This window comes from Blastococcus brunescens (genome assembly GCF_035320885.1).
GTDB classification, from domain to species: Bacteria; Actinomycetota; Actinomycetes; order Mycobacteriales; family Geodermatophilaceae; genus Blastococcus_B; species Blastococcus_B brunescens.
In genome coordinates, this window is record NZ_CP141261.1 from 3,774,022 (window position 1) to 3,796,512 (window position 22,491).

A 22,491-nucleotide genomic window follows, 5' to 3' on the forward strand; every position below is an offset into this window, starting at 1 on the left:
ATCACCTGGGTCCCGCGCAGGAGCGGTGCCAGCGTCGACGCCGACAGGTCCGACACCCGGCCTGGCCGGCGGCCGGTCTGGTAACCCAGGATGCTGCGCACGAAATCCAGCTCCGCCGTCGATCCGGCCAGGTCGTAGGGCAGGGACTGACCGCCCGTGGGGTTGGGGTCACCCGCACCCGGGGGACGTCGTCCGGGCCGCTGCCACCGAGACAGACGGGGTTGCCCGTGGCGGGGTTGTCCCGGGAGTCCACGCCGTCCGCGGGCGGGGTCGGGCAGTAGTACTCGCCGTCCTGGGCGGCGGCCATGAGCCCGTCGATGTCGGCGAGGCCCTGGCAGTCCGGCCCGGACGTGTCGAGGTACTCCGGCTGGTCGCCGGGCACGTACGGGTTCCGCGGCGGGAAGCTGATCACGATGTTGAGGTTCAGCGCCGGGTCGCCGTCGCCGCCGAAGGACTCCGTGGTCAGCGGGGCCGCCCGGGTGAGCCCCTCGAGCATGCAGGGGTAGCTGGGCGAGTACTTGGCGAACACACCCAGGACCGGACGGGACGACGCAGCGACCGCGATGATGTTCTGCTCGTTCGCCTCCAGGAAGCCGGCCGTCACCGCGGCCGAGCTGTCCCCGACGGTGAAGGTCCGGCGCAGCTGCTCCTGCTGCTCGACGATCGTCGTGTTGGTCACCGCGAGGTTGTCGAGGACCGCCAGCAGGTCGTCGGCGGCCGCGTCGTAGGTGTCGGCGAAGTCGGCCAGCAGCGAGATGTCCTCCTGCAGCTCCGGGAGGACCGTGTTGATCTCCCCGATGTAGCGGCCGGTCGACGCCAGGTTCGCCCCGAGATCGTCGCCGCTGCCCCGCAGGGCGTCGGCGACCGCACCCAGCGTGAAGCTCAGGTCCTGCGGCTGGACGGCCTGCAGGAGGGGCAGCATGTCGTCGATCACCCGCTGGAGCTCGATGGCGTTGGAGCTGCGGTCCTGGCCGATCACGTCGCCGTCGGCCAGCCGCTCCTGGGCGGGCGCCTCGTCCATCTCGAGGAGACGAACCGCTCGCCGAACAGCGTCTTCGGGAGCAACCGGGCGGAGACGTCGGCCGGGATCTGCTCGAGGTACTCCGGCTTGATCGCCATCTCGATCGTCGCGCCCTCCACGCTGCCCTTCACCTCGCGCACCTCGCCGACGATGACGCCGCGCACCTTGACGTCGGAGGACTCCTGCATCTGGTTGCCCGCCGTGTCGGTCTCCAGCGTCACCATCGCGACCTCGGTGAAGGCCTTGTTGTACTGCGCGACGGCCAGGCCGAGGAGGAGCGCCAGGACGACGAGGAACGCGACCCCTGGATCCGGATGCGGATCTTCTTGTTCATGTCGACGGCTCGATTCCGGACTCGATCCGCTCCTCGGTCGCTGTCCGCCGCAGGCGAGAAGTGCCCCCAGCCTGCGGCGATGCTCCCTCGCCCGTCATTCTCGGCACCGCGCTCACCCCGCGATCCGGACGGTCGTCGTCGAGCCCCAGATGGCCAACGACAGGAACAGGTCGATGATGTTGATCGCGACGATCGAGAACCGGACGGCGCGGCCGACCGCCATGCCCACACCCGAGGGCCGCCGCTGGCCCGGTAGCCGTAGTAGCAGTGCGTCAGGATGACCACCACGGCGAAGACCAGCACCTTGAGGAACGACCACAGCACGTCCTCCGGTGGCAGGAACAGGTTGAAGTAGTGGTCGTAGGTGCCCGTGGACTGTCCGTAGGCCTGCGTGACGATGGTGCGGGTGGCGAAATAGCTGGTGAGCAGCCCCAGCACGTAGAGCGGGATGACCGCGATGAAGCCGGCGATGATGCGGGTGGTCACCAGGAACGGCAGCGAGGGGACGCCCATGACCTCGAGGGCGTCGATCTCCTCGTTGATCCGCATGGCGCCGATCTGCGCGGTGAACCCGCAGCCGACCGTGGCCGAGAGCGCGACGCCCGCCACCAGCGGAGCGATCTCGCGGGTGTTGAAGTAGGCGGAGAGGAAGCCGGTGAAGGCCGACGTCCCCAGCTGGTCCAGCGCCGCGTAGCCCTGGAGGCCGACGGCGGAGCCGGTGAAGAACGACAGGGCGGCGATGACGCCGACCGTGCCGCCGATGACGGCGAGCGCGCCGGTCCCGAAGGTCACCTCGGCGAGCAGCCGGAACGTCTCGCGCTTGTAGCGCTTGAGCGTCCGCGGGGTCCAGGCCAGCGCCCGGCCGTAGAAGCCCAGCTGCTCACCGAGGTCGTCGATCGTGTCGAGGGACGGCGCCCCACCCGCTTGAGCCGGCGCAGACCGAGCTTGACCCGGTCGCCGGGAGACAGCAGCGCCATCACTGCCCCTTCGGCGGGATGAGTTGGAAGTAGATCGCGGTGAGCACCAGGTTCACGGCGAACAGCAGGATGAACGTGATGACGACCGACTGGTTCACCGCGTCGCCGACGCCCTTGGGGCCGCCACCTGCGTTGAGGCCCTTGTACGACGCGACGATGCCGGCGATGAGCCCGAACACCAGGGCCTTGATCTCCGAGCCCCAGAAGTCCTCGACCTGCGCCAACGCGCTGAACGAGGCGAGGTAGGCACCGGGGTCCCGCCCTGCAGCACGACGTTGAAGAAGTAGCCGCCCGCGGTGCCGACGACGCTGACGAGGCCGTTGAGCAGGACGGAGACGAGCATCGCGGCCAGCACCCGCGGCACCACGAGGCGCTGGATCGGGTCGATGCCGAGCACCTCCATGGCGTCGATCTCGTCCCGGATCTTCCGGGCGCCGAGGTCGGCACAGATGGCCGAGCCGCCGGCGCCCGCGATGAGCAGGGCCGTCACGATGGGGCTCGCCTCGCGGAGGACAGCCAGCACCGACGCGGCCCCGGTGAACGACTGCGCACCCAGTTGACGCGTCAGGGACCCGAGCTGCAGGGCGATGACTGCACCGAACGGGATCGCGACCAGTGCGGTCGGGATGATGGTCACGCTCGCCACGAACCAGGCCTGCTGGACGAACTCGCGGACCTGGAACGGTCGCTTGGGCAGGTTCCGGAGGACGTCGAGGGCGAAGGCGAAGAGGTTGCCGCTGGCCGCGAGGGGTCGGGTGGGCGAGAACTTCCCGTCGAGCAGGCCCGGGGCCTGTGGCTTGTCGGTCGCGCTCACCCCTCACCGCCCTGCCGGGGAGCACGGCGGTGGCGGTGGCGCCCTGGGCAGCGGCGTCGGCCTCGGGAGCCCAGTGCCGGCCGCCGGCGCCCCGGGTCGGCTCGAAGGCGCCCGAGTCCGCCCGCGCGAGCAGGTCCTCGGGCAGCGACTTGCGGATCTCGGCCCGGGTGCCCTCGTCGAACTCGTGCAGCATCCGGGCGACCCGCTCCTGGCGGCGACGCTCGGCCTTCCGCTCCGGCAGGCCCTCGGTCGGCGTCAGCTGCGGCGGGACGGCATCCCCGCCGGATGCCCCTTGGGGCCGACGCCGTTGTGGGCGTCGCCACCGCGCGCCTCCAGGGCGGCCATCTCGGCCTCGACCTGGGCGACGTCCTTCTCCTCGCTCATGCCGATCGGGCCCTCGCGCCGGCCGTTGAGGAACTGGCGGACGACCGGCTCCTGCGAGGTGAGGAGCTGCTCGCGGGGCCGAACATCACCAGGTTGCGGCGGAACAGCAGACCGAGGTTGTCCGGCACCGTCCGCGCCGTCCCGATGTCGTGGGTGACGATCAGGAAGGTCGCGTCGATCTGGGCGTTGAGGTCGACGATGAGCTGGTTGAGGTAGGCGACGCGGACCGGGTCGAGGCCGGAGTCCGGCTCGTCGAAGAGGATGATCTCGGGGTCGAGCACCAGAGCCCGGGCGAGCCCGGCGCGCTTGCGCATGCCGCCGGAGATCTCGCCGGGCAGCTTCCCTCCGCGCCCTGGAGACCGACCATGTCCATCTTCTCGAGGACGATCGACCTGACCTCGGACTCGCTCTTCTTCGTGTGCTCGCGCAGCGGGAAGGCGATGTTGTCGAAGAGGTTCATCGAGCCGAACAGCGCGCCGTCCTGGAAGAGGACGCCGAAGAGCTTCCGGATCTCGTAGAGCTGGTGCTCGCTCGTCCGGACGATGTCGGTGTCCTTGATGACGATCGAGCCCTTCTCGGGCTTGAGCAGGCCGACCAGGGACTTCAGGAACACCGACTTGCCGGTGCCCGAGGGGCCGAGCAGTACGGAGATCTCCCCGGGCGGCAGGGTCAGGGTGACGTCGCTCCAGATGTTCTGGCTGCCGAACGACTTGGTCAGACCCTCGACCTCTACTGCGACGCCCACGACTGCCTGCCCCTCCGCTCCGGCTGCTGTGCCGGTTCCCCGCCTCGTCGCATCGACGAGCCCCGGCAGTGTCCGACGTCACCGACCGGTCCGCATCCGGAGGTCGACGACGACTTCTACTGACGAGTAACGATGTTGCGAGGCACAGGTTACGTGTGTCACCCGATTCACGTGACCGGAATCTCCAGACAACCCTCCTGGGGGCCGCTCGTTCCCCTGGGCGGGGGACACAGCAGGGGCCGCCCTCCCGGAGGAGGACGGCCCCTGATGGGTCGGACGGTGGTGCGGTCCCCGGCTCAGGCCAGGGACGGTGTCACTTGACGGTGACGGTGGCGCCGGCGCCCTCGAGAGAGGCCTTGGCCTTCTCGGCGGCGTCCTTGGCGACCTTCTCCAGGACGGGCTTCGGCGCGTTGTCGACCAGGTCCTTGGCCTCCTTCAGACCGAGCGAGGTCAGGCCGCGCACCTCCTTGATGACCTGGATCTTCTTGTCCCCGGCAGCCTCGAGGATGACGTCGAACTCGTCCTGCTCGACGGCGGCCTCGGCACCGCCGCCACCGCCACCGGCGGCGGAGCGGCCGCGACGGCCACGGGGGCGGCCGCGGTGACGTCGAAGGTCTCCTCGAACTGCTTCACGAAGTCGGACAGCTCGAGGAGGGTCATCTCCTTGAAAGCGTCGAGCAGGTCCGAGCTGGAAATCTTGGCCATGTCTGTCTCCTTCTCAGGTCACTCGCTGGCCGCGTCGGCGGCGGCAGCGTCGGTCTCGGGGGTGGTGTCAGCAGCAGCTGCGTCATCGGTGGCCGGAGCGGCCTCGGCGGCAGGAGCGGCAGCCTCGGCCGGGGCGTCGGCGGCCTTCTTCTCCTGCAGCGCGGCGGCGAGGCGGGCGACCTGGGACAGCGGGGCCTGGAAGAGCCCGGCAGCCTTGGTCAGGTTGCCCTTCATCGCACCGGCCAGCTTGGCCAGCAGGACCTCACGGGGCTCGACGTCGGCGAGGCGGGTGACCTCGGAGGCGTCGACCGGGCGGCCGTCGACCACGCCGCCCTTGACGATCAGGGCGGGGTTGGCCTTGGCGAAGTCCCGGATGGCCTTGGCGGCCTCGACCGGGTCGCCCTCGATGAAGGCGATCGCGGTCGGTCCGTTGAGCAGCGGGCCGAGGTCGGAGAACCCGACCGCGTCCGCCGCGCGCTTCGTCAGCGTGTTCTTGACGACTGCATAGCTGCTGCCCTCACCGAGGGAACGGCGCAGCTGGGTCAGCTGCGCCACGGTCAGCCCGCGGTACTCGGTGAGCACCGCCGCACTCGAGTTCTGGAACCGCTCGGTGATCTCGTCGATCACCGCGGCCTTCGCCTGCGTGGGCATGGGCCTCCTCTCGTCTGTCGGGCGACCACCGGCCGTTGCGCGACTGCGGGCGATCAACCGGCCCCGGAGACGAGGAACGCCCCGGCGCAGGGCGCACGGGGCGAGGGCGGGCTCGGTGTGGTGCTACCGACGCCCGTCGATCGAACCGTCCTCCTGCGCGGGTCGCCCGGAACTCCGGGACCTTCGATCGCACGCGGACGTGCGACGACCAACGGTCTTGGGGGAACAGCGGCAAGGGTACGCGATGGACCGGCGCGACCGCCAACCGCCCGTCGGCGAAGGCACGAAAGCCCCGCAGCGATGCGCACCGCGGGGCCGTCGGCCCAGGCATAGGTACCTATACGTGCGTTTTCGGGCGGAATCCGCATGCATAGGTACCTATGCCTGGTGGAGCTGTCAGGCGGTGGGCTCGTCCACCAGCATGTTGCGGGTGCGGTTCGGGTCGACCGGGATGCCGGGGCCCATCGTCGTGGAGACGGTGACCTTCTTGAGGTACCGCCCCTTGGCCGAGGAGGGCTTCGCGCGCAGGACCTCGTCGAGGGCTGCGGCGTAGTTCTCGACCAGCTTGGCCTCGTCGAACGAGGTCTTCCCGATCACCAGGTGCAGGTTGGCCTGCTTGTCGACGCGGAAGTTGATCTTCCCGCCCTTGATGTCGTTGACGGCCTTGGTGACGTCGGGGGTCACGGTGCCGGTCTTCGGGTTCGGCATCAGGCCGCGGGGGCCGAGGATGCGGGCGATCCGGCCGACCTTGGCCATCTGGTCCGGCGTCGCGATCGCGGCGTCGAAGTCGAGGAAGCCGCCCTGGATCTGCTCGATCAGGTCGTCGGAGCCGACGACGTCGGCGCCGGCGGCTTCGGCCTCGGCGGCCTTGTCACCGGTCGCGAAGACGATGACGCGGGCGGTCTTGCCCGTGCCGTGCGGCAGGTTGACCGTGCCGCGGACCATCTGGTCGGCCTTGCGCGGGTCGACGCCCAGGCGCATCGCGACCTCGACGGTGGCGTCGTAGGACGTCGTCGACGTCTCCTTGGCCAGCTTGGCGGCCTGGAGCGGGGAGTACAGGTTGTCGCGGTCGACCTTCTCGGCCACCGCGCGGAACTTCTTGCCGTGCTTCGCCATGGGAATTCCTCTCCGGGGCTGTGCGCCCGGGGTCGCGTGGTTCACGGGCCTGGCGAGGCCCTCCCACGAGGTGCTGGGTGGTGCGGCTACTTGACCGTGATGCCCATCGACCGGGCGGTGCCGGCGATGATCTTCTCGGCCTGGTCGAGGTCGTTGGCGTTGAGGTCGGCCATCTTGGTGGTGGCGATCTCGCGGACCTGGTCACGGGTGACCGTCGCGACCTTCGTCTTGTGCGGCTCGCCCGAGCCCTTGTCGACACCGGCGGCCTTGAGGAGCATGCGCGCGGCCGGCGGGGTCTTGGTGACGAACGTGAACGACCGGTCCTCGAAGACCGAGATCTCGACTGGGATCACGTTGCCGCGCTGCGACTCGGTCGCGGCGTTGTAGGCCTTGCAGAACTCCATGATGTTGACGCCGTGCTGGCCGAGCGCCGGACCCACGGGCGGGGCGGGGTCGCCGCGCCGGCGTTGATCTGGAGCTTGATGACCGCGGTCAACCGCTTCCTGGGGGCATGTCTTTCCTTTTTTCATCGTGGACGTAGGGCTGTGGTCTTGGTTGGAAGGCCCCTCTGCAGGGCCCCACCGTGAGCGTGCGAACGGTGGGGGCAGAGGGGTCCTTCGACTAAAGCTTGCTGACCTGGTTGAACGACAGCTCGACGGGCGTCTCGCGGCCGAAGATGGAGACCAGCACCTGCAACTTCTGCTGCTCGGCGTTGATCTCGTTGATCGTGGCGGGAAGAGTCGCGAACGGGCCGTCCATGACGGTCACCGACTCGCCGATCTCGAAGTCGACGACGGCGGCCGGCGCGGCGGCGACGCCACCGGTCGTCGCCTCGGCCCCCGTGGCGCGGGCGGCCTGCGGTGTCGTCGCCGGCACGAGGATCTTGACGACCTCGTCGATCGTCAGCGGCGAGGGCTTGGAGGTCGCGCCGACGAATCCGGTGACACCCGGGGTGTTCCGGACCGCGCCCCAGGACTCGTCGTTGAGCTCCATGCGGACCAGCAGGTAGCCGGGCAGGACCTTGCGGTTGACCTGCGCGCGCTTGCCGTTCTTGATCTCGGTGACCTCCTCGGTGGGCACCTCGATCTGGTAGATGTAGTCCTCGACGTCCAGGGACTGGATCCGTGCCTCGAGGTTGGTCTTCACCTTGTTCTCGTAGCCGGCGTAGGAGTGCACGACGTACCAGTCGCCCGGGGCGATGCGCAGGGCCTTCTTCATCGCCTCGACCGGGTCCTCGTCCTCCGCCTCCGCGAGGGCGGGCAGGTCGGAGGGCTCGGCGGGCGCGGTCATCGGGTCGCTCACCAGGCTGTCGGTGTCGCCGCTCTCGATCTCCGGCGTCACGTCGGAGATGTCGGTGTCGGTGTCGAGATCGCTCGTGTCGGTGGACCCCTCCGCCGCGCCGGGCTCACCGGCGCCGGTCTCGGCGTCGGCGGTCCCACGCTGCTCGAGTGCGGCGTCGTCCAGATCCGTGGCGGTCACGCCTTCGACCGGGGTGGCGGTCTCGAAGGGCTCGCGGGGTCGGTCACTACTTCTCCTCGCTGGCGCTCGTCGGCGTCGTGACCGACGGTGCTGCGCTCATTGGTGATCTCACAAGCTGGATCACGTGTGTTGTCTCTTCCTTGTCAGGTGGCGTTCAGGCGCGGGACGGCAGATCAGCCGAAGACGGCGATCACGCCCTGGGCGAAGAGCAGGTCCAGGCCGGCCACCAGCGCGACGATGAACGCCACGAAGATGATGACCACCGTCGTGTAGGTGATCAGCTCGCGACGACCCGGCCAGATGACCTTCCGCAGCTCGGCGACGACCTCACGCAGGAACCGGGCGATCGAGCGCTTCTGCCCGCTCTCGGTGCGAGCCCGCTCGGCGGCGGCCCGGGACCGGGTCCCGCCCCCGTCCCGCGTCGCCGGACGCGCACCGACGGGACGGCGCGCACGGGCGGGCCGGACCTCGTCGTCCTCGTCGTCGGCGTCGTCGGCGGTGATCCGGCCGCGCCGACCGCGGTCACGAGCGGTGACCACCTTGTCCTCGTCGGCTGCCGCCTCGGCGGACAGCTCGTCCTCGGCGGCCTCGAGCTCCGCGGCGTCGTCGACCCCGGGGGCATCGCGATCGAGCTGCTCGTCGGTCAGCTCGGCGTCGCGAGGGTCGTCCTCACGTCCCGGCTTCTCGTCGCTCACTGCGCCTCGCTCGCCTCGTCGTGGTGACCGCTCGGATGAGCGGCCGGATGGTCGGTCGGAACCTGCCGTGCGGTGGCAGGGGTGACAGGACTTGAACCTGCAGCCTGCGGTTTTGGAGACCGCTGCTCTGCCAATTGAGCTACACCCCTAGTCCCCTGGGCGGGGCCCGGGACCGCCCGCCTCACCACGACAGCACGGAGCCTCGAGGAGGTTCCGGGGCACGCCGGTGGCGGGGTCAGCTGCCCCAGGACGGCCAGTGTACGGGACCGCACGCGCGCACAGCCAACCTCCCGCCGGCCCTCCCCTCCGATGAGTCCGCGACGGTGGTGCCGGCCCTCGAGCACGCCAGGGCGGCGGCAGGACGGCGGCAGGCGCCGGCCCGCGTCGCCGGGCGGCGTCCCCACGGTGCGGCAGCACCTCCGCGCCGGGGCTGCTCGACGAGCTGCAGGTCGGTGTCGTCCCGGTGCTCCCACGTCCGACTGCATCGCGGATGCGCCTTCTTTGACACGATGGGCGCATGACCGCCGTCTCCTCGGAGTCCGCCAGCCCGTCCGCCACCCCCACGGGCGGGAGCCGCATCTCCCGCCGCATCGCCGCCATCAGCGAGTCGGCCACGCTGGCCGTCGACGCGAAGGCCAAGGCGCTGAAGGCCGCCGGCAAGCCGGTCATCGGGTTCGGCGCCGGCGAGCCGGACTTCCCGACCCCCGACTACATCGTCGAGGCCGCGGTCGCCGCCTGCCGCCAGCCGGCCATGCACCGCTACACCCCCGCCGGTGGGCTGCCCGCGCTCAAGGAGGCCATCGTCGCGAAGACGCTGCGCGACTCCGGCCTGCAGTCCACCCCGGCGAACGTCCTGGTGACCAACGGCGGCAAGCAGGCGGTCTACGAGGCCTTCGCCGCGCTGCTCGACCCGGGCGACGAGGTCCTGCTGCCCGCACCGTTCTGGACCACCTACCCGGAGGCGATCCGGCTGGCCGGCGGGGTCCCGGTACCGGTCGTCGCCGACGAGCAGAGCGGCTACCTGGTGTCGGCCGCCCAGCTGGAGGCCGCGCGCACCCCCGCACCAAGGTGCTGCTCTTCTGCTCGCCGTCCAACCCGACGGGGGCGGTGTACCCGGCCGAGCAGGTCGAGGAGATCGGCCGCTGGGCCCTGGACGCCGGCATCTGGGTGCTCACCGACGAGATCTACGAGCACCTCACCTACGGCGGCGTGACCGCGCCGTCGATGCCCGTGGTCGTCCCCGAGCTCGCCGAGCGCTGCGTCGTCGTCAACGGTGTCGCCAAGACCTACGCGATGACCGGCTGGCGGGTGGGCTGGATCCTCGGGCCGACCGACGTGGTGAAGGCGGCGACGAACCTGCAGTCGCACGCGACCTCCAACGTCGCGAACGTCTCCCAGGCCGCCGCCATCGCCGCCCTGACCGGTGACCTTGCCGCCGTCGCCACGATGCGGGAGGCGTTCGACCGCCGGCGGCAGACGATCGTGTCGATGCTGCGGGAGATCCCGGGCGTCGCCTGCCCCGAGCCGCAGGGCGCGTTCTACGTCTACCCGTCGGTGAAGGGACTGCTCGGACGGCCGATCGCGGGGCGGACGGCGGAGACGAGCGTCGAGCTCGCCGAGATCGTCCTCGAGGAAGCCGAGGTGGCCGTCGTCCCCGGCGAGGCCTTCGGGACGCCGGGCTACCTCCGCATGTCCTACGCCCTCGGCGACGAGGACCTGGCGGAGGGCGTCTCCCGGATGCAACGGCTGCTCGGCACGGCCGGCTGACGAGGGCCCCCGTCCTCCTCGCGACGGGGCCGGAACTGCACGGGCCTCATCGCGGGACGTCGTCCTCGCCGAGGGCTCCGGCGTCCTGGAGGACCTGGAGGGCGGCCGGCAGCTCCGCCAGTGCGCGGTGCACGTCCACCGGGGTGGCGAGGCTCCACGCCGTCGCGTCGACGTAGCACCGGATCGCCGCGTCGAAGGCTCCCTCGCCCACCGCCCGCTGGGCCGCGAGCAGAGCCGCGCCGCCCTTGTCGTAGACCAGCCGGAAATAGCTGCCGGTGCTCTCGAACTCGTCCATGGCGGCGCCGACCGGCCCCTCGAGGGTCAGCGCCTCCTCACGGACGAGGCCGGAGCCGGGGTCGACGACGGCCTCCGCCCAGGACGCGAATGCCTCGTCGAGCCACGGATCGCGGAACTGCGAGTTGCCGACCATGCCGTAGAACCACTGGTGGGCCACCTCGTGGACGAGGACCTCCCGGCTCGGCGTCGCCTCCAGGATCATGCTCGGGTACTCGATGCCGCCGCCGAAGTCGGGCAGCAGGGCCACCGAGAGGCTCTCGTACGGGAACGGGCCGAGGAATGCCTCGAGATCGGCGATGGCCGCGGTCGTCCAGGTGCTGAGCACGTCACCTGGAACCGCGGCCCCTGGCAGCACACCGGTCCGCACCTGGGTCCCGCCCGAGGTGGTGGCCTCCGTGGTGGTGAACGGCCCGACCGCGACCGCGACGTCGCGGGCCACCGGCTCCACCGACGTCCAGGTCCGCCGTCCGTCCCGGGCCGCCGAGGGTTCCCCTGCGCGCCCGTCATGAGCACGGTGAGCTCCTCCGGGGCGGAGACCGTGACGACGGTGTCGGCGGCCGGGCTGACCGCCGTCTCCCCACCCACGGACACGAACGGGTCGTCGGCCCACCCGACGCCGGACTCCCAGGCGAGCAGCGGCGCGCCGCTCGCCCACCAGCTGGCCCCGCCGTCCACGCCCAGGCGGTCGAACCCGCCGCTGCCGATGGTCAGCGTGAAGTCCAGCACCACCTCGGTGGGCTCCCCGACCGCCAGCTCCTCCGCCAGCTCGACGACGTACAGCCCGCCGGGACCGGTCGCGCCCGCGGGCTCGTAGCGCCCTCCGGCGACGTCGTCCCCGCGGACGTCGTCGACGACCAGCCGGTTGCCCGCCGGCGAGGAGTCCGGACCGTTCGGGACGAGCCGGAAGACGAGCTCGCGGACGTCGAGATCGGGCGTGAAGGTCACGGTCTCGGTGCCGGTCACCGTGCGCCGGTCGTCGGCCAGGGCGAAGTCGAGGGAGATCTCGGGGCGGTCGGGGTCGGGTTCGGCCCGTTCCGCGGGGCAGCCGCCCACGTCCTCCGGCGCCGCCGCGGGAGCCGACGGCGCCGGAGCGTCAGGCGCCGCCGGTGGGTCGGCGAACGACGTGCACCCGGTCAGCAGCAGCGCGGTCGCAGCGGCGACTGCGGCCCGCCGCGCCCTCATGCCAGGCGGACGATCGCGCGCGCGAGGGAGAGCACCTTCTCGCCGCCGCTGGTGACGGTGAGGTCGACGCGTGCCCGTCCGTCGTCCAGCAGCGCCCCGACCTTGCCGCGCACCGTCACCTCGGCGCCCTCGTCGTCGTCGGGGACGGCGACGGGACGGCCGAAGCGGACATGCTGCTCCACGACGGCGGCCGGATCGCCCGTCCAGGCCGTCACCGCTCGGGCGGCCAGCGCCATCGTGTACATCCCGTGCGCGATGACCCCCGGCAGGCCGACGGCGGTGGCGGTGCGGTCGTTCCAGTGGATCGGGTTGAAGTCGCCGGAGGCTCCGGCGTAGCGGACCAGGTCCGCGCGGGTGATGCGGTAGACCTGCTCGGGCAGCTCGGTGCCCACCTCCACGGCCGGGGTGCTCACGGTGTTCCCCGTTCGCCCCGGGCCACGAGCATCGACGTGGCGGTGCAGACCGGCTCGCCGTCCTCCGTGGCGAGGTCGACCCGCGCCGTCAGCATGTCGTTGCCGGCGACGGTCTTGGCCCCGTCGATCGTCGTCGTCGCCACCAGCCGGTCACCGGCCCGGATCGGGCGGTGGTGGGCGAACCGCTGCTCCCCGTGGACGACTCGGGTGTAGTCGATCGCGACGTCGGGGTCGTCGAGGACCACCATCGCGGCCTCGAGGCTGACGGCGATCGCGAAGGTGGGCGGCGCGATGACGTCGGGGTGGCCGGCCGCTCTCGCGGCATCGACGTCCCGGTGGACCGGGTCGTGCTCACCGATCGCGGTGGCGAACTCGGCGATCTTCGCCCGGCCCACCTCGTGGACGGCAGAGGGCGGGTAGCTGCGCCCGACCAGTTCCCGGTCCAGCGCCATGCTCCCGCCCTCGGCTCGACTACCGACCCGCGTCAGCGGGTCTCGCGGTGCAGCGTGTGCTTGCGCTCACGCGGGCAGTACTTCATCAGCTCGAGCCGGTCGGGGTCGTTCCGACGGTTCTTGCGGGTGATGTAGTTGCGGTTCTTGCACTCCTGGCAGGCCAGGGTGATCTTCGGGCGGATGTCGGTCGCTGCCATGGGGAGTGCTCCTAGCCTTGTACGTCCGCGACGGCGGATGCCGTCACGGTGCTGGCGACGTGCGGACGGACCCCGGACGACCGGGGCCCGTCGGGCGTAGCGGTGACCGGACTTGAACCGGTGACACAGCGATTATGAGCCGCTTGCTCTACCAGGCTGAGCTACACCGCCGGGATGACCGTGCGGCCCGGTCTCGCGACTGGACCGGCTGGCCACAGAGCCCCTTTACGGAATCGAACCGTAGACCTTCTCCTTACCATGGAGACGCTCTGCCGACTGAGCTAAAGGGGCGTGCTCGAAGAGCCGTCCGGAACTCTACCCGACCGGAGCACGTGCGTCGGGCAGGGGTCCGACGCGTCAGGTCCGCACGAACAGCCGTCGGTGGGTCGCCCCCGGGGCAGCCTTCCGGACGCCGGTCCGCGCCAGCAGCCAGCTCTCCAGGCGGTCGTCGGGCAGCGGCCGGCTGACCAGGAAGCCCTGCAGCTTGTCGCAGCCCATCTCGGCCAGCAGGTTCCTGGTGAGCTCGTCCTCCACGCCTTCGGCGACGACCCGCAGCCCCAGGTTGTGCGCCAGCTCGATGATCGAGCGGGCGATGAACGACTCGCCCTGGCTGGTGGACATCCCCAGCACGAAGGACTTGTCGATCTTGACCTCGTCGATCGGCAGCTGCCGGAGCTGCGACAGCGACGAGTAGCCGGTGCCGAAGTCGTCCATGGACAGGCGCAGGCCCAGACCGTGCAGGTCGGCGAGCACCGTGCTGTCACGCACCGAATCGTCGACGACGCTGCCCTCGGTCAGCTCGAGGGTGAGCAGCTCGCCCGGCACGCGGTGCCGTTGCAGCGCGCGCCGGACGCGGGAGACGAGATCGGGCTCGGTGAGGCAGTGCACCGACAGGTTGACGGCGACGGAGAGCGCGATGTCCTGGTCCAGCCAGCGCCGGCAGCGGGCCAGCGCGAGGTCGAGCACGTGGTCGGTGACGGCCCCGATGCGGCCGATCTGCTCGGCGAGATGGATGAAGTCGTCCGGCGCGATGGCCCCGTAGCGCGGGTGCGCCCACCGCACGAGCGTCTCCACGGAGACGATGTCGGAGCTCTGCGCGTCGATGATCGGCTGGAAGACCACGCTGATCTGCCCGTCGGCCATGGCCTGCTCGAGCTCGGTGCCCAGCTGCAGCCGGCGCAGGCTCTGCTGGTCGAGGACCGGGTGGTAGCTGGCCACCCCACCGGAGTCGGCCGCGGCCAGGAGGGCGACGTCGGCCCGCTGCATCAGCATCCCGGAGTCCGCGCCGTGCACCGGGGCGGCCGCCACCCCGATGGTCAGCGTGACCTCCAGGTCCAGCCCCGCGACACGGGCGCGCGTCGAGGCCGCCTCCCGCAGCCTCCGCGCGGCGCGCTCGGTGGCCTGGAGGGAGAGGCCGGGCAGCAGGACGGCGAACTGCTCGCCCTCCATCCGGGCCAGCCTCGCCGCCGGCGGTGCGTGCTCGCGCAGCAGCCCGGCGGTGACCAGCAGCAACTCGTCGCTCGCCGCGTGGCCCAGCGTGTCGGTGACCTCGGTGTAGTTGCCCAGGGCCGCCAGGATCAGTCCCGCGCGGGCGGTGACCGGATCGGAGGCGAGGAGCTCGTCGATCTCCGCGGCGAGGCGCTGCCGGTTGGGCAGCCCGGTCAGCCGGTCGTGGTCGGCGTCGTACCGGATCTGCGTGAGCAGCTGCTGGTGGCGGATGGCCGCGTTGACGTGGGTCAGCATGGAGTCGAGGGCCGCACGATCGCTGTCGCCGAAGGAGATGATGTCGCTGCGACGGTCGCAGACCTCGAGGTAGCCCGGCTCTCCGGCCGCCGTCATCACCGCCGCGCCCAGCAGGTCCGACACCCCGCGCCGCGTCAGCGCGGCCGCCTCCTCGTCGTCGGCGCGGGACATGGCCACCCGGACCGGTCCGCCGTCGGATTCGACCGCTCGCCGGCGGAACACGTCGTCGGGGTCGCCCGGGCCGTCGTACCAGACCGCGCCGTTCTCGGCGACGACGACCAGCCGGGGCTCCTCGTCGAGGTACGGGGGCAACCAGAGCGCGACACGGTCGGCGTTGAGCAGTTCGCGGACGGCCTCGACGATCTGCCGGGTCCCCACCTCGTCGGGTGAGACCTGCTCGACCCGCCGGGCGAAGTCGTAGACCCGCTCGACGCTGCGGCCTTCCCTCGTGACGGCTGCGAAGCGGCGGTAGAGCAGGGCCAGCACGACCAGCAGCGGCGCGATCAGCAGCCATGCCCACGAGCTGACGCTGACCAGCAGCAGGACCGCCAGACCGACGACGACCGAGACGGGCCCGATCATCAGGAGCGGCACGAAGATCGTCGTCCACAGCGTGCGCCCGGGATAGCCCTGCGTCGTGGTGATGGCAGCGGCGATCAACGCCGAGCCCACGACGCTGGCGAGCAGCACGGCCGCCAGGTAGGAGAGCCACGTGGCGGGCTCGGAGATCTCGCCGGCGGGCAGCAGGCTCAGGACGCCGGCGGCGACGCAGACTTCGATTACGACGAGGCTGACGTTGAAGGCAGCCTTCGGCGGCGGATAACCCTGGGCCAGGACAGCGATGCCGACGGCGGCCGCCCAGGCGACCGCCGTCCAGGCGGGCCCCACGGTCACCAGCGCCATCACGAAGGCCAGCTCGCTCGGGGAGTACGAGAAGCCCTGCTTGCGGAACTCGAAGTCGAGGTTGAACGACTCCGCGGCCACCAGGCCGAGGAGGACCGCGACCAGCGGGAGCGGGGCTACCGGCTCCGCCAGCGGGACGAGGACCCACAGTGAGACCGGCACGGCGACGGCGAGCGCGATCCAGGCCACGCTCCAGGCACTGAGGAGCGGCCGGTGCGGCGCGTGCTGGTCCTGCTCGGCCACTCGTACCTGCGTTTCCCTGGGAAGTCGGGCGCGCCGAGGCTAACAGCGGACCGCGCCAGGGCAAGCCTCATCGACCCGAAGGGGTTGGACGGCGTCCCGGGCGCGAGGCGGCCAGCAGTGGGCCGGCCGCCTCGACGCCATCGGTCCGGGCGGGCGGTGGATCAGGCGGAGAAGCTCCACTTGGGGCCACGGCTCCACTTGGGACCACGGCTCCACTTGGGGCCACGGACGGAGAGGGACTGGACGGTGCTGCTCATGACGCCTCCAAGGCATGACTGACTGCGGCTTGTGCGGCAGCCACCTACGCGCGGGGGCAGAGCGTCGTTCAGTACGGACCGCGCTGGAGACATTGCTTCCCGTCACCCGGTTGGACAAGCACCGAAGATCACGTCCGGGTGACGGACAGTCGCGTCGTCGCTCTGTGTGATCACTCATAGACGACATGTCACCAGTTGGGGTGACGCGTCCTCAGCGACGTCCGGGTCGCAGCCCACCGAACGGACCGTGAGCAGCCTCGTGTCCCGCGCGCTCTCGCAGCTCGTCGGCCGCCATGTCGGCCATCCCGCCGGTCAGGAGGTCGAGCGCGGGACCGACCCAGTCCTTCTCGGGCGATGTCGGGGCCGCCGGATCGCCGAGCAGCGCCGCCGTCCGCCGGTACGACGCCTCCGACTGACCCTGGACCGCCTCAGCCCGAGCCGCCAGGCTCGGCGGCACGGTGGCGAGCGCCTCGGCGCCGGCGACGTCGGCCCCGAAGCGCAGTCCGCGGTCCGGGCCCTGCTCGTAGGTCCCGTCCATGTCGAAGAGGACCGGGCCGTACGCGCCGAGGACGTCCGCGACGAGGCCGACGGGCTTGAACGGCACGTACGACGCCACCTCGAGAACCCATCCGGCGGTCCAGTTCCACAGCCGCTCCCTGCTCTCGGCCTCCGCCTGGAGGTCGAACCCGTCCAGCGCGTACGTCAGCCGCTGCCCGTACTCCTGGACGGCGACATAGGCGGCGGGAACGGCGACGGCGGGCAGCGGGTGGGTGCGGCTGGTCCCGGACAGGTCGTGCGACTGCTCGCCGGCCCACTCCGACAGCGCCGCCTCCACGGTCGCGGCGGCCTGCCGGTCCACCGTCACGTAGCCCAGGCCCTTGAGGAGGTCGCCGCCCGCGCCTCCGGCGCCGTCGGACGCCGCAGCCACGAGTGCGTCGGCCGCGAGGCCCGCGTGCGCGGCGACCCCTTCGCCCAGAGCGGGTGCCACCGCGGCGACGACGGCTCGATCCACCGTGCGGTGAGCAGGATCGCCCTCGACGAGGCCGGTGCCGATCGTCTCCAGCCCCACCCGCAGTGCGCGCTCCCCGGCCGGCCCGGTGGACCGCCCGGCTTCGCCCACGAGGTCGCCGAGGCTGCGCCGCCGTCACCCCAGGACCGGATGAGGGATGCCTGCCATACCCGTGCGTCGCCGAGGAGAGCGGCCGCGGCCTCCTGGTCACCGCTGCGCGCCACGAACTGCACGGCCACGGCCACCGGATCCGCCGCCTCGGAGGACCAGGTCAGAGGAACCGTGCCGGCAGGCGTCCCCTGCACGTGCTCGCGCACCAGCAACTGCCGCGCCCACTCCGCCGCCGTCGCCGGCCGGACGCCGGCGGAACGAGTTCCCGCGAGGAGCACGGCCGCCATCCCGGCAGCCGCCGCGGCCGCGCCGGTGCGCTCGTCGCTGTGGACATAGGTGGCCCCCAGCACTGCCGCCACGCCGTCGTGCGCCGCGTCACCCGGCGTCGCGGCACCGAGGGAAGATGCCAGCACCCGCGCCAACGGATGGTCGGGGCCGTCGGGATCCTGCCCGAGCAGCTGCAGGAGCTGGCCGACCCCTTCCGCTCCCAGCTGCCGCAGGAAGGCAGCGGCGAAGGCTGGGTTGCGCGCCAGGGCCGTGGCGTCCGTGGCCAGCGCCGCGCGCTCCTCCGGGGAGAGGCGTGAGCCGATCATCGTGTCGGCCAGCGCGCGTCCCCGTCCGGCGAGCTCGGGCGCGCCCCACCCGGGCAGCGCGGCCGCCAGGTGCGCCAGGACGCGCCCGCCGTCGCCGGCCCGGCCCGTGCCTCCCACCGGCCGCGCCGCCGCGGCCAGCGCGCGCACCGTGGCTGCGGCGTCGTCGGCGACCTCCTCGAGCACGAGCGCGTGCCGCCGTCGTCGCCGTGCCTCGGCCGCCTCGAGCTCGGCCACCGGGCCCACCCACGCCGACGAGCCGCTCGTCACGGCCAGCCGCGGGTCCTCGATCTGCCCCAGGAGCTGCCACGTCCTCCGGAAGTCCTCGTCCTGCTCCGCCCGGAGTGCGGCGACCGCTCGCCGCGCGTCCCGGAGCACGTCCGCGTGCGTGGTCAGGCGCCCGGCGGCGGCCCGGACCGCGTCCCCGGACTCACGGGCGATCACCGCCACGCGGGACAGCTGGATCGCGGCCGCCGTCGCGTCGGCGCCGAGCCATCCCGGCGCCGAACCCGCCGGGCCGGACAGCTGATCGGCCAGCAGGGCCAGCCGGTACGCCGCGCCTGCGACGTCCCGGACCAGGTCGTCCACGGCGGCCGGGCCGCCCGGCGGCATCTCGAGCGGCACCGGGTCGGGTACCTCGACGCTCATCCTGCACCGCCCCGGTCACGGGCAGCGAGCAGCCCCCGGTCCAGCGCCGTCCAGGAGTCGGCGACGGCGGCGACCGTCGCGGCCAGCCAGCCGAGCTCACCGGCGAGCGCCCGTCCGGCCGCCCGCTGGCCCTCGAGGAACGCCTCCAGCCCGGGGCGGAGGACGTCTCCCACGTCGCCCGGTCCGGCGAGCCGGGGCGCGATCTCCTCGGCCTCCGCGGCGGCCCCGCGCAACGAGCCGGCGAGGGCGTGCACCTCGGCCGGCGGCATCTCGATGGACATGGCCGGAGTCTGGCGTCCGCGCGCCGGAGGCCGGGCCGTCGTCCACAGGCCTCGCCGGGCGGAAGGCCTCCACCCGATCGGGTGTCCACAGTGTCCACAGACCCCGTCCACAGGCAGTGGACAACCGCTCGCGCCCCTACGCTGCCCCGGTGCGGCACCACCGGTGGGAGGGCGAACGGGGTCGACCCTGCCGTTCGTGCTGGTCTGCTGGACCGTCGCCGCGCTGATGGCCTTCGGGGCGATCGCGGCGTCCGACGCCTTCCTCGAGCAGCAGGAGGTGCAGTCGGTGTGCGACGGCGCCGCACTGGCGGCGGCCAACCGCACGGACGAGGCCGCGGTCTACGCGAACGGGCTGGGGAGCGAGCTGCCGCTCACCCGGGCGACCGCACAGGCCGCCGTCGCGGACCAGCTGGCCGACGGCGGGACCTCGCTGGACTCCTGGTCGGCCGAGACCGACGGTGCCGAGGTCACCGTCCGGTGCACCCGTTCCGTCCACATCGCCTTCGGCTGGCTGTTCCTGGGCGGCGAGCCCCTGGAGCGCACCGCCGTGGCCAGCGCCCGCGCACCGACGGCGCCCTGACCACGCGAACGGCCCCCGACCAGGAGAGGTCAGGGGCCGTTCGTACCGGGCGTGGCGGGTGAAGGATTCGAACCTTCGTAGGCTAAGCCGACGGATTTACAGTCCGCTCCCATTGGCCACTCGGGCAACCCGCCGTGCAGTGGTACCGGAGCAGCGTACAAGAACGGTGGAGCGCGTCCTCGGAAACCCCGGGGCGCGGCCCGCCCAGCGGAAGGGGAAGAGCCATGGCCGACGCGTCCTTCGACGTCGTGAGCAAGGTCGACCGCCAGGAGGTCGACAACGCCCTCAACCAGGCGGGCAAGGAACTCTCGCAGCGGTTCGACTTCCGCGGGACCAACGCCACGATCGCCTGGGCCGGGGAGGACGGCGTCAGCCTCCAGGCCGACACCGAGGAGCGCGTCGCGGCCGCGCTCGAGGTGTTCAAGGAGAAGCTGATCAAGCGCAACATCTCGCTGAAGGTCCTCGACGCCGGCGAGCCCCAGGCCTCGGGCAAGGTCTACAAGATCGGCGCGAAGATCAAGCAGGGCATCGAGAGCGACGTCGCCAAGAAGATCGCGAAGATGATCCGCGACGAGGGCCCCAAGGGCGTCCAGGCGCAGATCCAGGGCGACCAGCTGCGTGTGAGCGGGAAGAAGCGGGACGACCTGCAGGCGGTGCAGCAGCTGCTGCGCGGAGCCGACCTCGACGTCGCCCTGCAGTTCGACAACTACCGCTGAGCGGCCCGACCGTAGGGTCGGGTGCCGCCGTAGCCCCGGCAGAACCCGACCCATGGAAGGCCACCCGTGACCCGTCGGAGCATCCTGGCCGCCCTGACCGGCGCCGTCGTGGTCGGCGGCGTCGTCGTCCTGGCGGCGACCTACGTCCCGCCCAACGAGCGCGGCGTGGTGGCCGAGGGCGTCGACCGCATCGACGGGACGCTCGTGGGCGCCGGCTCCAGCGCCCAGCAGGCGGCCATGCAGGGCTGGACCGCCGGTTTCACCGCCGTGCAGCCCGGGTTGACCGTCAGCTACGACCCGATCGGCTCCGGCGGGGCCGGGAGCAGTTCCTCGCCGGCGGCACCGACTTCGCCGGGTCCGACGCCGCCCTGGACGACGAGGAGCTGGTCGAGGCCGAGGAGCGCTGCGGTCCGTCCGGGATCTTCGAGCTGCCGAACTACATCTCGCCGATCGCCGTCGTCTACAACCTCGAGGGCGTCGAGGAACTCGACCTGTCCCCCGAGACGCTCGCCGGCATCTTCGCCCAGCAGATCACCACCTGGAACGATCCGGCGATCGCCGCCGACAACCCCGACGCCGAGCTACCCGACCTGGCCATCACTCCGGTCAACCGCAGCGACGAGTCCGGCACCACCGAGAACTTCACCGACTACCTCGCCGACGCCGCCGGCGGGGCCTGGCCGCACGAACCCGACGGCAGCTGGCCCGTTCCCGGCGGCGAGGCCGCCCAGGGCAATTCCGGGGTCGTGGCCGCCGTCGGCGGCGGCCAGGGCACCATCGGCTACGCCGACCTCAGCCAGGCGGGCGATCTGGGCGTGGCGAGCATCGGCGTCGGCGACGAGTTCGTCGCGCCGTCGGCGGAGGCCGCCGCGGCCGTCGTGGAGAACTCACCGCGCCTCGAAGGCCGGGGCCAGCACGACGTCGTCATCGAGCTGGACCGCGACACCGCCGGGTCCGGCGAGTACCCGATCGTGCTGGTCAGCTACCACATCGGCTGCCTCGAGTACGACGAGCCGGGCACCGCCGAGCGACTGCGGGCCTTCATGACCTACGTCGTCAGCCCGGAGGGGCAGGAGGCCGCCGCCGAGGTCGCCGGTTCCGCGCCCATCTCCGACGGTCTCCGGGAGCAGGCCCTCGACGCCATCGACGCCGTCCGGGCAACCTGACGAGGGACGCGGCGGGTCAGCGCTGGCCGAGCTCCCGGGCCAGCTCCTCCAGACGGGCGATCCGCTGCGGCATCGGGGGTGCGAGGCGAACATCGACGCCATGCCCTGACCGCGGAACGGGTTGGCGATCATCAGGTGGCTCTGGGTCACGAGCCGGTCGTCCTGGGGCAGCGGGAGCGCGGTGGCGCCCCGCTCGATCTTGCGCAGCGCCGACGCCAGCGCCAGCGGGTCCTGCGAGAGGACGGCGCCCGAGGCGTCGGCCTGGAACTCCCGGCTGCGGCTGACCGCCATCTGCACCAGGCCGGCGGCCAGCGGGCCGAGGAACACCAGCAGCAGTCCGCCGAGCATGTTGCCGCCGCCGCGGTCGTCGGACCGCCCGCCGAACAGCGACGCGAACATCGCCATGTGGGCCAGGTAGGTGATCACCGTCGCCATGGCACCGGCCACGGAGCTGATCAGGATGTCGCGGTTGTAGACGTGCGACAGCTCGTGGGCCAGCACCCCCGCAGCTCCCGGCGGTCGAGCAGCTCCAGGATCCCCTGGGTCACGCAGACCGCCGCCTTGCGCGGGTTGCGGCCGGTGGCGAACGCGTTGGGCTGGTTCGTCGGGCTCACGTACAGCCGCGGCATCGGCTGGCGGGCCTCGGTGGCCAGCTCGCGGACCATGGCGTAGAGCTGCGGCGCCTGCGTCTCGGTGACCGGGAACGCCCGCATGGCCCGCAGCGCGAGCTTGTCGGAGTTGAAGTACGCGTAGCCGTTCACACCCAGCGCGACCACGAGGGCGATCAGCAGCCCGCCGCGGCCCCCGACGAAACCCCCGATGGCGACGATGAGCCCGCCCATCGCCCCCAGGAGGACGGCGGTCTTCAGTCCGTTGCTCCAGCGCTGCACGTCCCGTCCAACGCCACGTCGGCGGGCGCCGTTCCCCGTGCGGGTGCGACCTGTCCCCCATCGGAATGAGGAACGGCGTCCCCCTTGTTAGGGCACCCGAAGAACGCCGTGTCCGGATCCACATC

General features: G+C 71.9%; 24 protein-coding genes, 4 tRNA genes and 5 pseudogenes. 4 read left to right on the top strand and 29 right to left on the bottom strand.

The window, feature by feature from the left end:
- Window position 1: 1 nt before the first annotated feature.
- From U6N30_RS25320 to U6N30_RS25390, 16 genes and pseudogenes are all read right to left on the bottom strand, one after another.
- Window positions 2-1,021, bottom strand: a complete 1,020-nt coding sequence (locus U6N30_RS25320; RefSeq protein ID WP_324274442.1) for an MCE family protein — start codon at window positions 1,019-1,021, stop codon at window positions 2-4.
- Window positions 976-1,245, bottom strand: coding sequence for an MlaD family protein (locus tag U6N30_RS25325; protein WP_324274443.1), 270 nt, complete (start codon window positions 1,243-1,245; stop codon window positions 976-978). Before U6N30_RS25325 ends, U6N30_RS25320 begins: the two co-directional genes overlap by 46 nt.
- Window positions 1,239-2,147, bottom strand: a complete 909-nt coding sequence (locus U6N30_RS25330) for an ABC transporter permease (protein WP_479690553.1) — start codon at window positions 2,145-2,147, stop codon at window positions 1,239-1,241. The genes U6N30_RS25325 and U6N30_RS25330 overlap by 7 nt, the downstream gene beginning before the upstream one ends.
- Window positions 2,144-2,332: a hypothetical protein gene (locus tag U6N30_RS25335; protein WP_324274444.1), complete on the bottom strand. Its 189-nt coding sequence runs from the start codon at window positions 2,330-2,332 to the stop codon at window positions 2,144-2,146. The genes U6N30_RS25330 and U6N30_RS25335 overlap by 4 nt, the downstream gene beginning before the upstream one ends.
- Window positions 2,332-3,146: pseudogene (locus U6N30_RS25340) on the bottom strand (MlaE family ABC transporter permease). Before U6N30_RS25340 ends, U6N30_RS25335 begins: the two are co-directional and overlap by 1 nt.
- A gap of 255 nt (window positions 3,147-3,401) precedes the next feature.
- Window positions 3,402-3,530, bottom strand: a complete 129-nt coding sequence (locus U6N30_RS25345; RefSeq protein WP_324274445.1) for a hypothetical protein — start codon at window positions 3,528-3,530, stop codon at window positions 3,402-3,404.
- Window positions 3,527-4,018: pseudogene (locus U6N30_RS35805) on the bottom strand (ATP-binding cassette domain-containing protein); the annotation flags it as partial. The pseudogene U6N30_RS35805 and the gene U6N30_RS25345, both read right to left, overlap by 4 nt.
- Window positions 3,904-4,275: pseudogene (locus U6N30_RS25355) on the bottom strand (ABC transporter ATP-binding protein); the annotation flags it as partial. The pseudogenes U6N30_RS25355 and U6N30_RS35805, both read right to left, overlap by 115 nt.
- 313 nt (window positions 4,276-4,588) lie before the next feature.
- A complete protein-coding gene (locus U6N30_RS35810; protein ID WP_479690628.1) occupies window positions 4,589-4,783 on the bottom strand; it encodes a ribosomal protein bL12 in 195 nt (64 codons plus the stop codon).
- A complete protein-coding gene (locus U6N30_RS35815) occupies window positions 4,726-4,980 on the bottom strand; it encodes a hypothetical protein (protein WP_479690554.1) in 255 nt (84 codons plus the stop codon). Before U6N30_RS35815 ends, U6N30_RS35810 begins: the two co-directional genes overlap by 58 nt.
- 18 nt (window positions 4,981-4,998) lie before the next feature.
- Window positions 4,999-5,631 (bottom strand): 50S ribosomal protein L10, encoded by a 633-nt coding sequence (rplJ, locus tag U6N30_RS25365; protein ID WP_324274447.1) that lies wholly within the window; start codon window positions 5,629-5,631, stop codon window positions 4,999-5,001.
- A gap of 396 nt (window positions 5,632-6,027) precedes the next feature.
- A complete protein-coding gene (rplA, locus tag U6N30_RS25370; RefSeq protein WP_324274448.1) occupies window positions 6,028-6,747 on the bottom strand; it encodes a 50S ribosomal protein L1 in 720 nt (239 codons plus the stop codon).
- Between the two features lie 86 nt (window positions 6,748-6,833).
- Window positions 6,834-7,187 carry a 50S ribosomal protein L11 gene (gene rplK / locus U6N30_RS25375; RefSeq protein ID WP_479690555.1) on the bottom strand — a complete coding sequence of 118 codons (354 nt, stop codon included), beginning with the start codon at window positions 7,185-7,187 and terminating at the stop codon, window positions 6,834-6,836.
- 181 nt (window positions 7,188-7,368) lie between these two features.
- Window positions 7,369-8,226: a transcription termination/antitermination protein NusG gene (nusG, locus tag U6N30_RS25380; protein WP_340371372.1), complete on the bottom strand. Its 858-nt coding sequence runs from the start codon at window positions 8,224-8,226 to the stop codon at window positions 7,369-7,371.
- Between the two features lie 173 nt (window positions 8,227-8,399).
- Window positions 8,400-8,921, bottom strand: coding sequence for a preprotein translocase subunit SecE (gene secE / locus U6N30_RS25385; protein ID WP_324274449.1), 522 nt, complete (start codon window positions 8,919-8,921; stop codon window positions 8,400-8,402).
- A gap of 73 nt (window positions 8,922-8,994) precedes the next feature.
- Window positions 8,995-9,070: transfer RNA gene (locus tag U6N30_RS25390), tRNA-Trp, on the bottom strand.
- A gap of 368 nt (window positions 9,071-9,438) precedes the next feature.
- Here U6N30_RS25390 and U6N30_RS25395 point away from each other — a divergent pair.
- Window positions 9,439-10,688 (top strand): annotated as a pseudogene (locus U6N30_RS25395) (pyridoxal phosphate-dependent aminotransferase).
- Window positions 10,689-10,734: 46 nt separating this feature from the next.
- Here U6N30_RS25395 and U6N30_RS25400 read toward each other — a convergent pair.
- The 11 genes from U6N30_RS25400 to U6N30_RS25450 all read right to left on the bottom strand — a co-directional run bounded on the left by U6N30_RS25400 (window position 10,735) and on the right by U6N30_RS25450 (window position 19,014).
- Window positions 10,735-11,232 (bottom strand): M1 family aminopeptidase, encoded by a 498-nt coding sequence (locus tag U6N30_RS25400; protein WP_324274450.1) that lies wholly within the window; start codon window positions 11,230-11,232, stop codon window positions 10,735-10,737.
- Window positions 11,184-12,167: a M1 aminopeptidase family protein gene (locus tag U6N30_RS25405; protein ID WP_324274451.1), complete on the bottom strand. Its 984-nt coding sequence runs from the start codon at window positions 12,165-12,167 to the stop codon at window positions 11,184-11,186. Before U6N30_RS25405 ends, U6N30_RS25400 begins: the two co-directional genes overlap by 49 nt.
- Complete coding sequence (locus U6N30_RS25410; protein ID WP_324274452.1) at window positions 12,164-12,580, bottom strand: MaoC family dehydratase; 417 nt, start codon at window positions 12,578-12,580, stop codon at window positions 12,164-12,166. The genes U6N30_RS25405 and U6N30_RS25410 overlap by 4 nt, the downstream gene beginning before the upstream one ends.
- Window positions 12,577-13,032 carry an FAS1-like dehydratase domain-containing protein gene (locus U6N30_RS25415; RefSeq protein ID WP_324274453.1) on the bottom strand — a complete coding sequence of 152 codons (456 nt, stop codon included), beginning with the start codon at window positions 13,030-13,032 and terminating at the stop codon, window positions 12,577-12,579. Before U6N30_RS25415 ends, U6N30_RS25410 begins: the two co-directional genes overlap by 4 nt.
- A gap of 32 nt (window positions 13,033-13,064) precedes the next feature.
- Entirely contained in the window at window positions 13,065-13,229 is a 165-nt protein-coding gene (gene rpmG / locus U6N30_RS25420; protein ID WP_092194908.1) for a 50S ribosomal protein L33, read from the bottom strand.
- 97 nt (window positions 13,230-13,326) lie between these two features.
- A tRNA-Met gene (locus U6N30_RS25425) sits at window positions 13,327-13,400 on the bottom strand.
- 47 nt (window positions 13,401-13,447) lie between these two features.
- Window positions 13,448-13,520: transfer RNA gene (locus tag U6N30_RS25430), tRNA-Thr, on the bottom strand.
- A 66-nt stretch (window positions 13,521-13,586) separates the two neighbouring features.
- Window positions 13,587-16,118: a putative bifunctional diguanylate cyclase/phosphodiesterase gene (locus U6N30_RS25435; protein WP_324274454.1), complete on the bottom strand. Its 2,532-nt coding sequence runs from the start codon at window positions 16,116-16,118 to the stop codon at window positions 13,587-13,589.
- Window positions 16,119-16,586: 468 nt separating this feature from the next.
- Window positions 16,587-17,303 carry a hypothetical protein gene (locus U6N30_RS25440; RefSeq protein ID WP_324274455.1) on the bottom strand — a complete coding sequence of 239 codons (717 nt, stop codon included), beginning with the start codon at window positions 17,301-17,303 and terminating at the stop codon, window positions 16,587-16,589.
- A complete protein-coding gene (locus tag U6N30_RS25445) occupies window positions 17,237-18,733 on the bottom strand; it encodes a hypothetical protein (RefSeq protein ID WP_324274456.1) in 1,497 nt (498 codons plus the stop codon). Before U6N30_RS25445 ends, U6N30_RS25440 begins: the two co-directional genes overlap by 67 nt.
- A complete protein-coding gene (locus tag U6N30_RS25450) occupies window positions 18,730-19,014 on the bottom strand; it encodes a hypothetical protein (RefSeq protein WP_324274457.1) in 285 nt (94 codons plus the stop codon). The genes U6N30_RS25445 and U6N30_RS25450 overlap by 4 nt, the downstream gene beginning before the upstream one ends.
- A gap of 163 nt (window positions 19,015-19,177) precedes the next feature.
- On the opposite strand from U6N30_RS25450, the gene U6N30_RS25455 reads away from it, so the two are divergent.
- Entirely contained in the window at window positions 19,178-19,594 is a 417-nt protein-coding gene (locus tag U6N30_RS25455; protein WP_324274458.1) for a pilus assembly protein TadG-related protein, read from the top strand.
- A 52-nt stretch (window positions 19,595-19,646) separates the two neighbouring features.
- Here U6N30_RS25455 and U6N30_RS25460 read toward each other — a convergent pair.
- Window positions 19,647-19,728: transfer RNA gene (locus U6N30_RS25460), tRNA-Tyr, on the bottom strand.
- 90 nt (window positions 19,729-19,818) lie between these two features.
- Here U6N30_RS25460 and U6N30_RS25465 point away from each other — a divergent pair.
- On the top strand, window positions 19,819-20,310 hold the full coding sequence (locus U6N30_RS25465) for a YajQ family cyclic di-GMP-binding protein (RefSeq protein WP_324274459.1): 492 nt from the start codon (window positions 19,819-19,821) through the stop codon (window positions 20,308-20,310).
- 368 nt (window positions 20,311-20,678) lie between these two features.
- A complete protein-coding gene (locus U6N30_RS25470) occupies window positions 20,679-21,476 on the top strand; it encodes a phosphate ABC transporter substrate-binding protein PstS (RefSeq protein WP_324278464.1) in 798 nt (265 codons plus the stop codon).
- A gap of 132 nt (window positions 21,477-21,608) precedes the next feature.
- Here the strand turns inward: U6N30_RS25470 and U6N30_RS34595 are convergent.
- Window positions 21,609-22,318, bottom strand: a pseudogene (locus U6N30_RS34595) (M48 family metalloprotease); the annotation flags it as partial.
- Between the last annotated feature and the right edge of the window lie 173 nt (window positions 22,319-22,491).

Coding starts and splice junctions, on each gene's coding strand:
- rplJ (WP_324274447.1), bottom strand. CDS start 5,631: ATGCCCACGCAGGCGAAGGCCGCGGTGATCGACGAGATCACCGAGCGG.
- U6N30_RS25445 (WP_324274456.1), bottom strand. CDS start 18,733: ATGAGCGTCGAGGTACCCGACCCGGTGCCGCTCGAGATGCCGCCGGGC.
- U6N30_RS25465 (WP_324274459.1), top strand. CDS start 19,819: ATGGCCGACGCGTCCTTCGACGTCGTGAGCAAGGTCGACCGCCAGGAG.
- U6N30_RS25325 (WP_324274443.1), bottom strand. CDS start 1,245: ATGGTGACGCTGGAGACCGACACGGCGGGCAACCAGATGCAGGAGTCC.
- rpmG (WP_092194908.1), bottom strand. CDS start 13,229: ATGGCAGCGACCGACATCCGCCCGAAGATCACCCTGGCCTGCCAGGAG.
- U6N30_RS25345 (WP_324274445.1), bottom strand. CDS start 3,530: ATGAGCGAGGAGAAGGACGTCGCCCAGGTCGAGGCCGAGATGGCCGCC.
- U6N30_RS25450 (WP_324274457.1), bottom strand. CDS start 19,014: ATGTCCATCGAGATGCCGCCGGCCGAGGTGCACGCCCTCGCCGGCTCG.
- U6N30_RS25405 (WP_324274451.1), bottom strand. CDS start 12,167: ATGAGGGCGCGGCGGGCCGCAGTCGCCGCTGCGACCGCGCTGCTGCTG.
- U6N30_RS25320 (WP_324274442.1), bottom strand. CDS start 1,021: ATGGACGAGGCGCCCGCCCAGGAGCGGCTGGCCGACGGCGACGTGATC.
- U6N30_RS25335 (WP_324274444.1), bottom strand. CDS start 2,332: ATGGCGCTGCTGTCTCCCGGCGACCGGGTCAAGCTCGGTCTGCGCCGG.
- rplA (WP_324274448.1), bottom strand. CDS start 6,747: ATGGCGAAGCACGGCAAGAAGTTCCGCGCGGTGGCCGAGAAGGTCGAC.
- U6N30_RS25415 (WP_324274453.1), bottom strand. CDS start 13,032: ATGGCGCTGGACCGGGAACTGGTCGGGCGCAGCTACCCGCCCTCTGCC.
- U6N30_RS35815 (WP_479690554.1), bottom strand. CDS start 4,980: ATGGCCAAGATTTCCAGCTCGGACCTGCTCGACGCTTTCAAGGAGATG.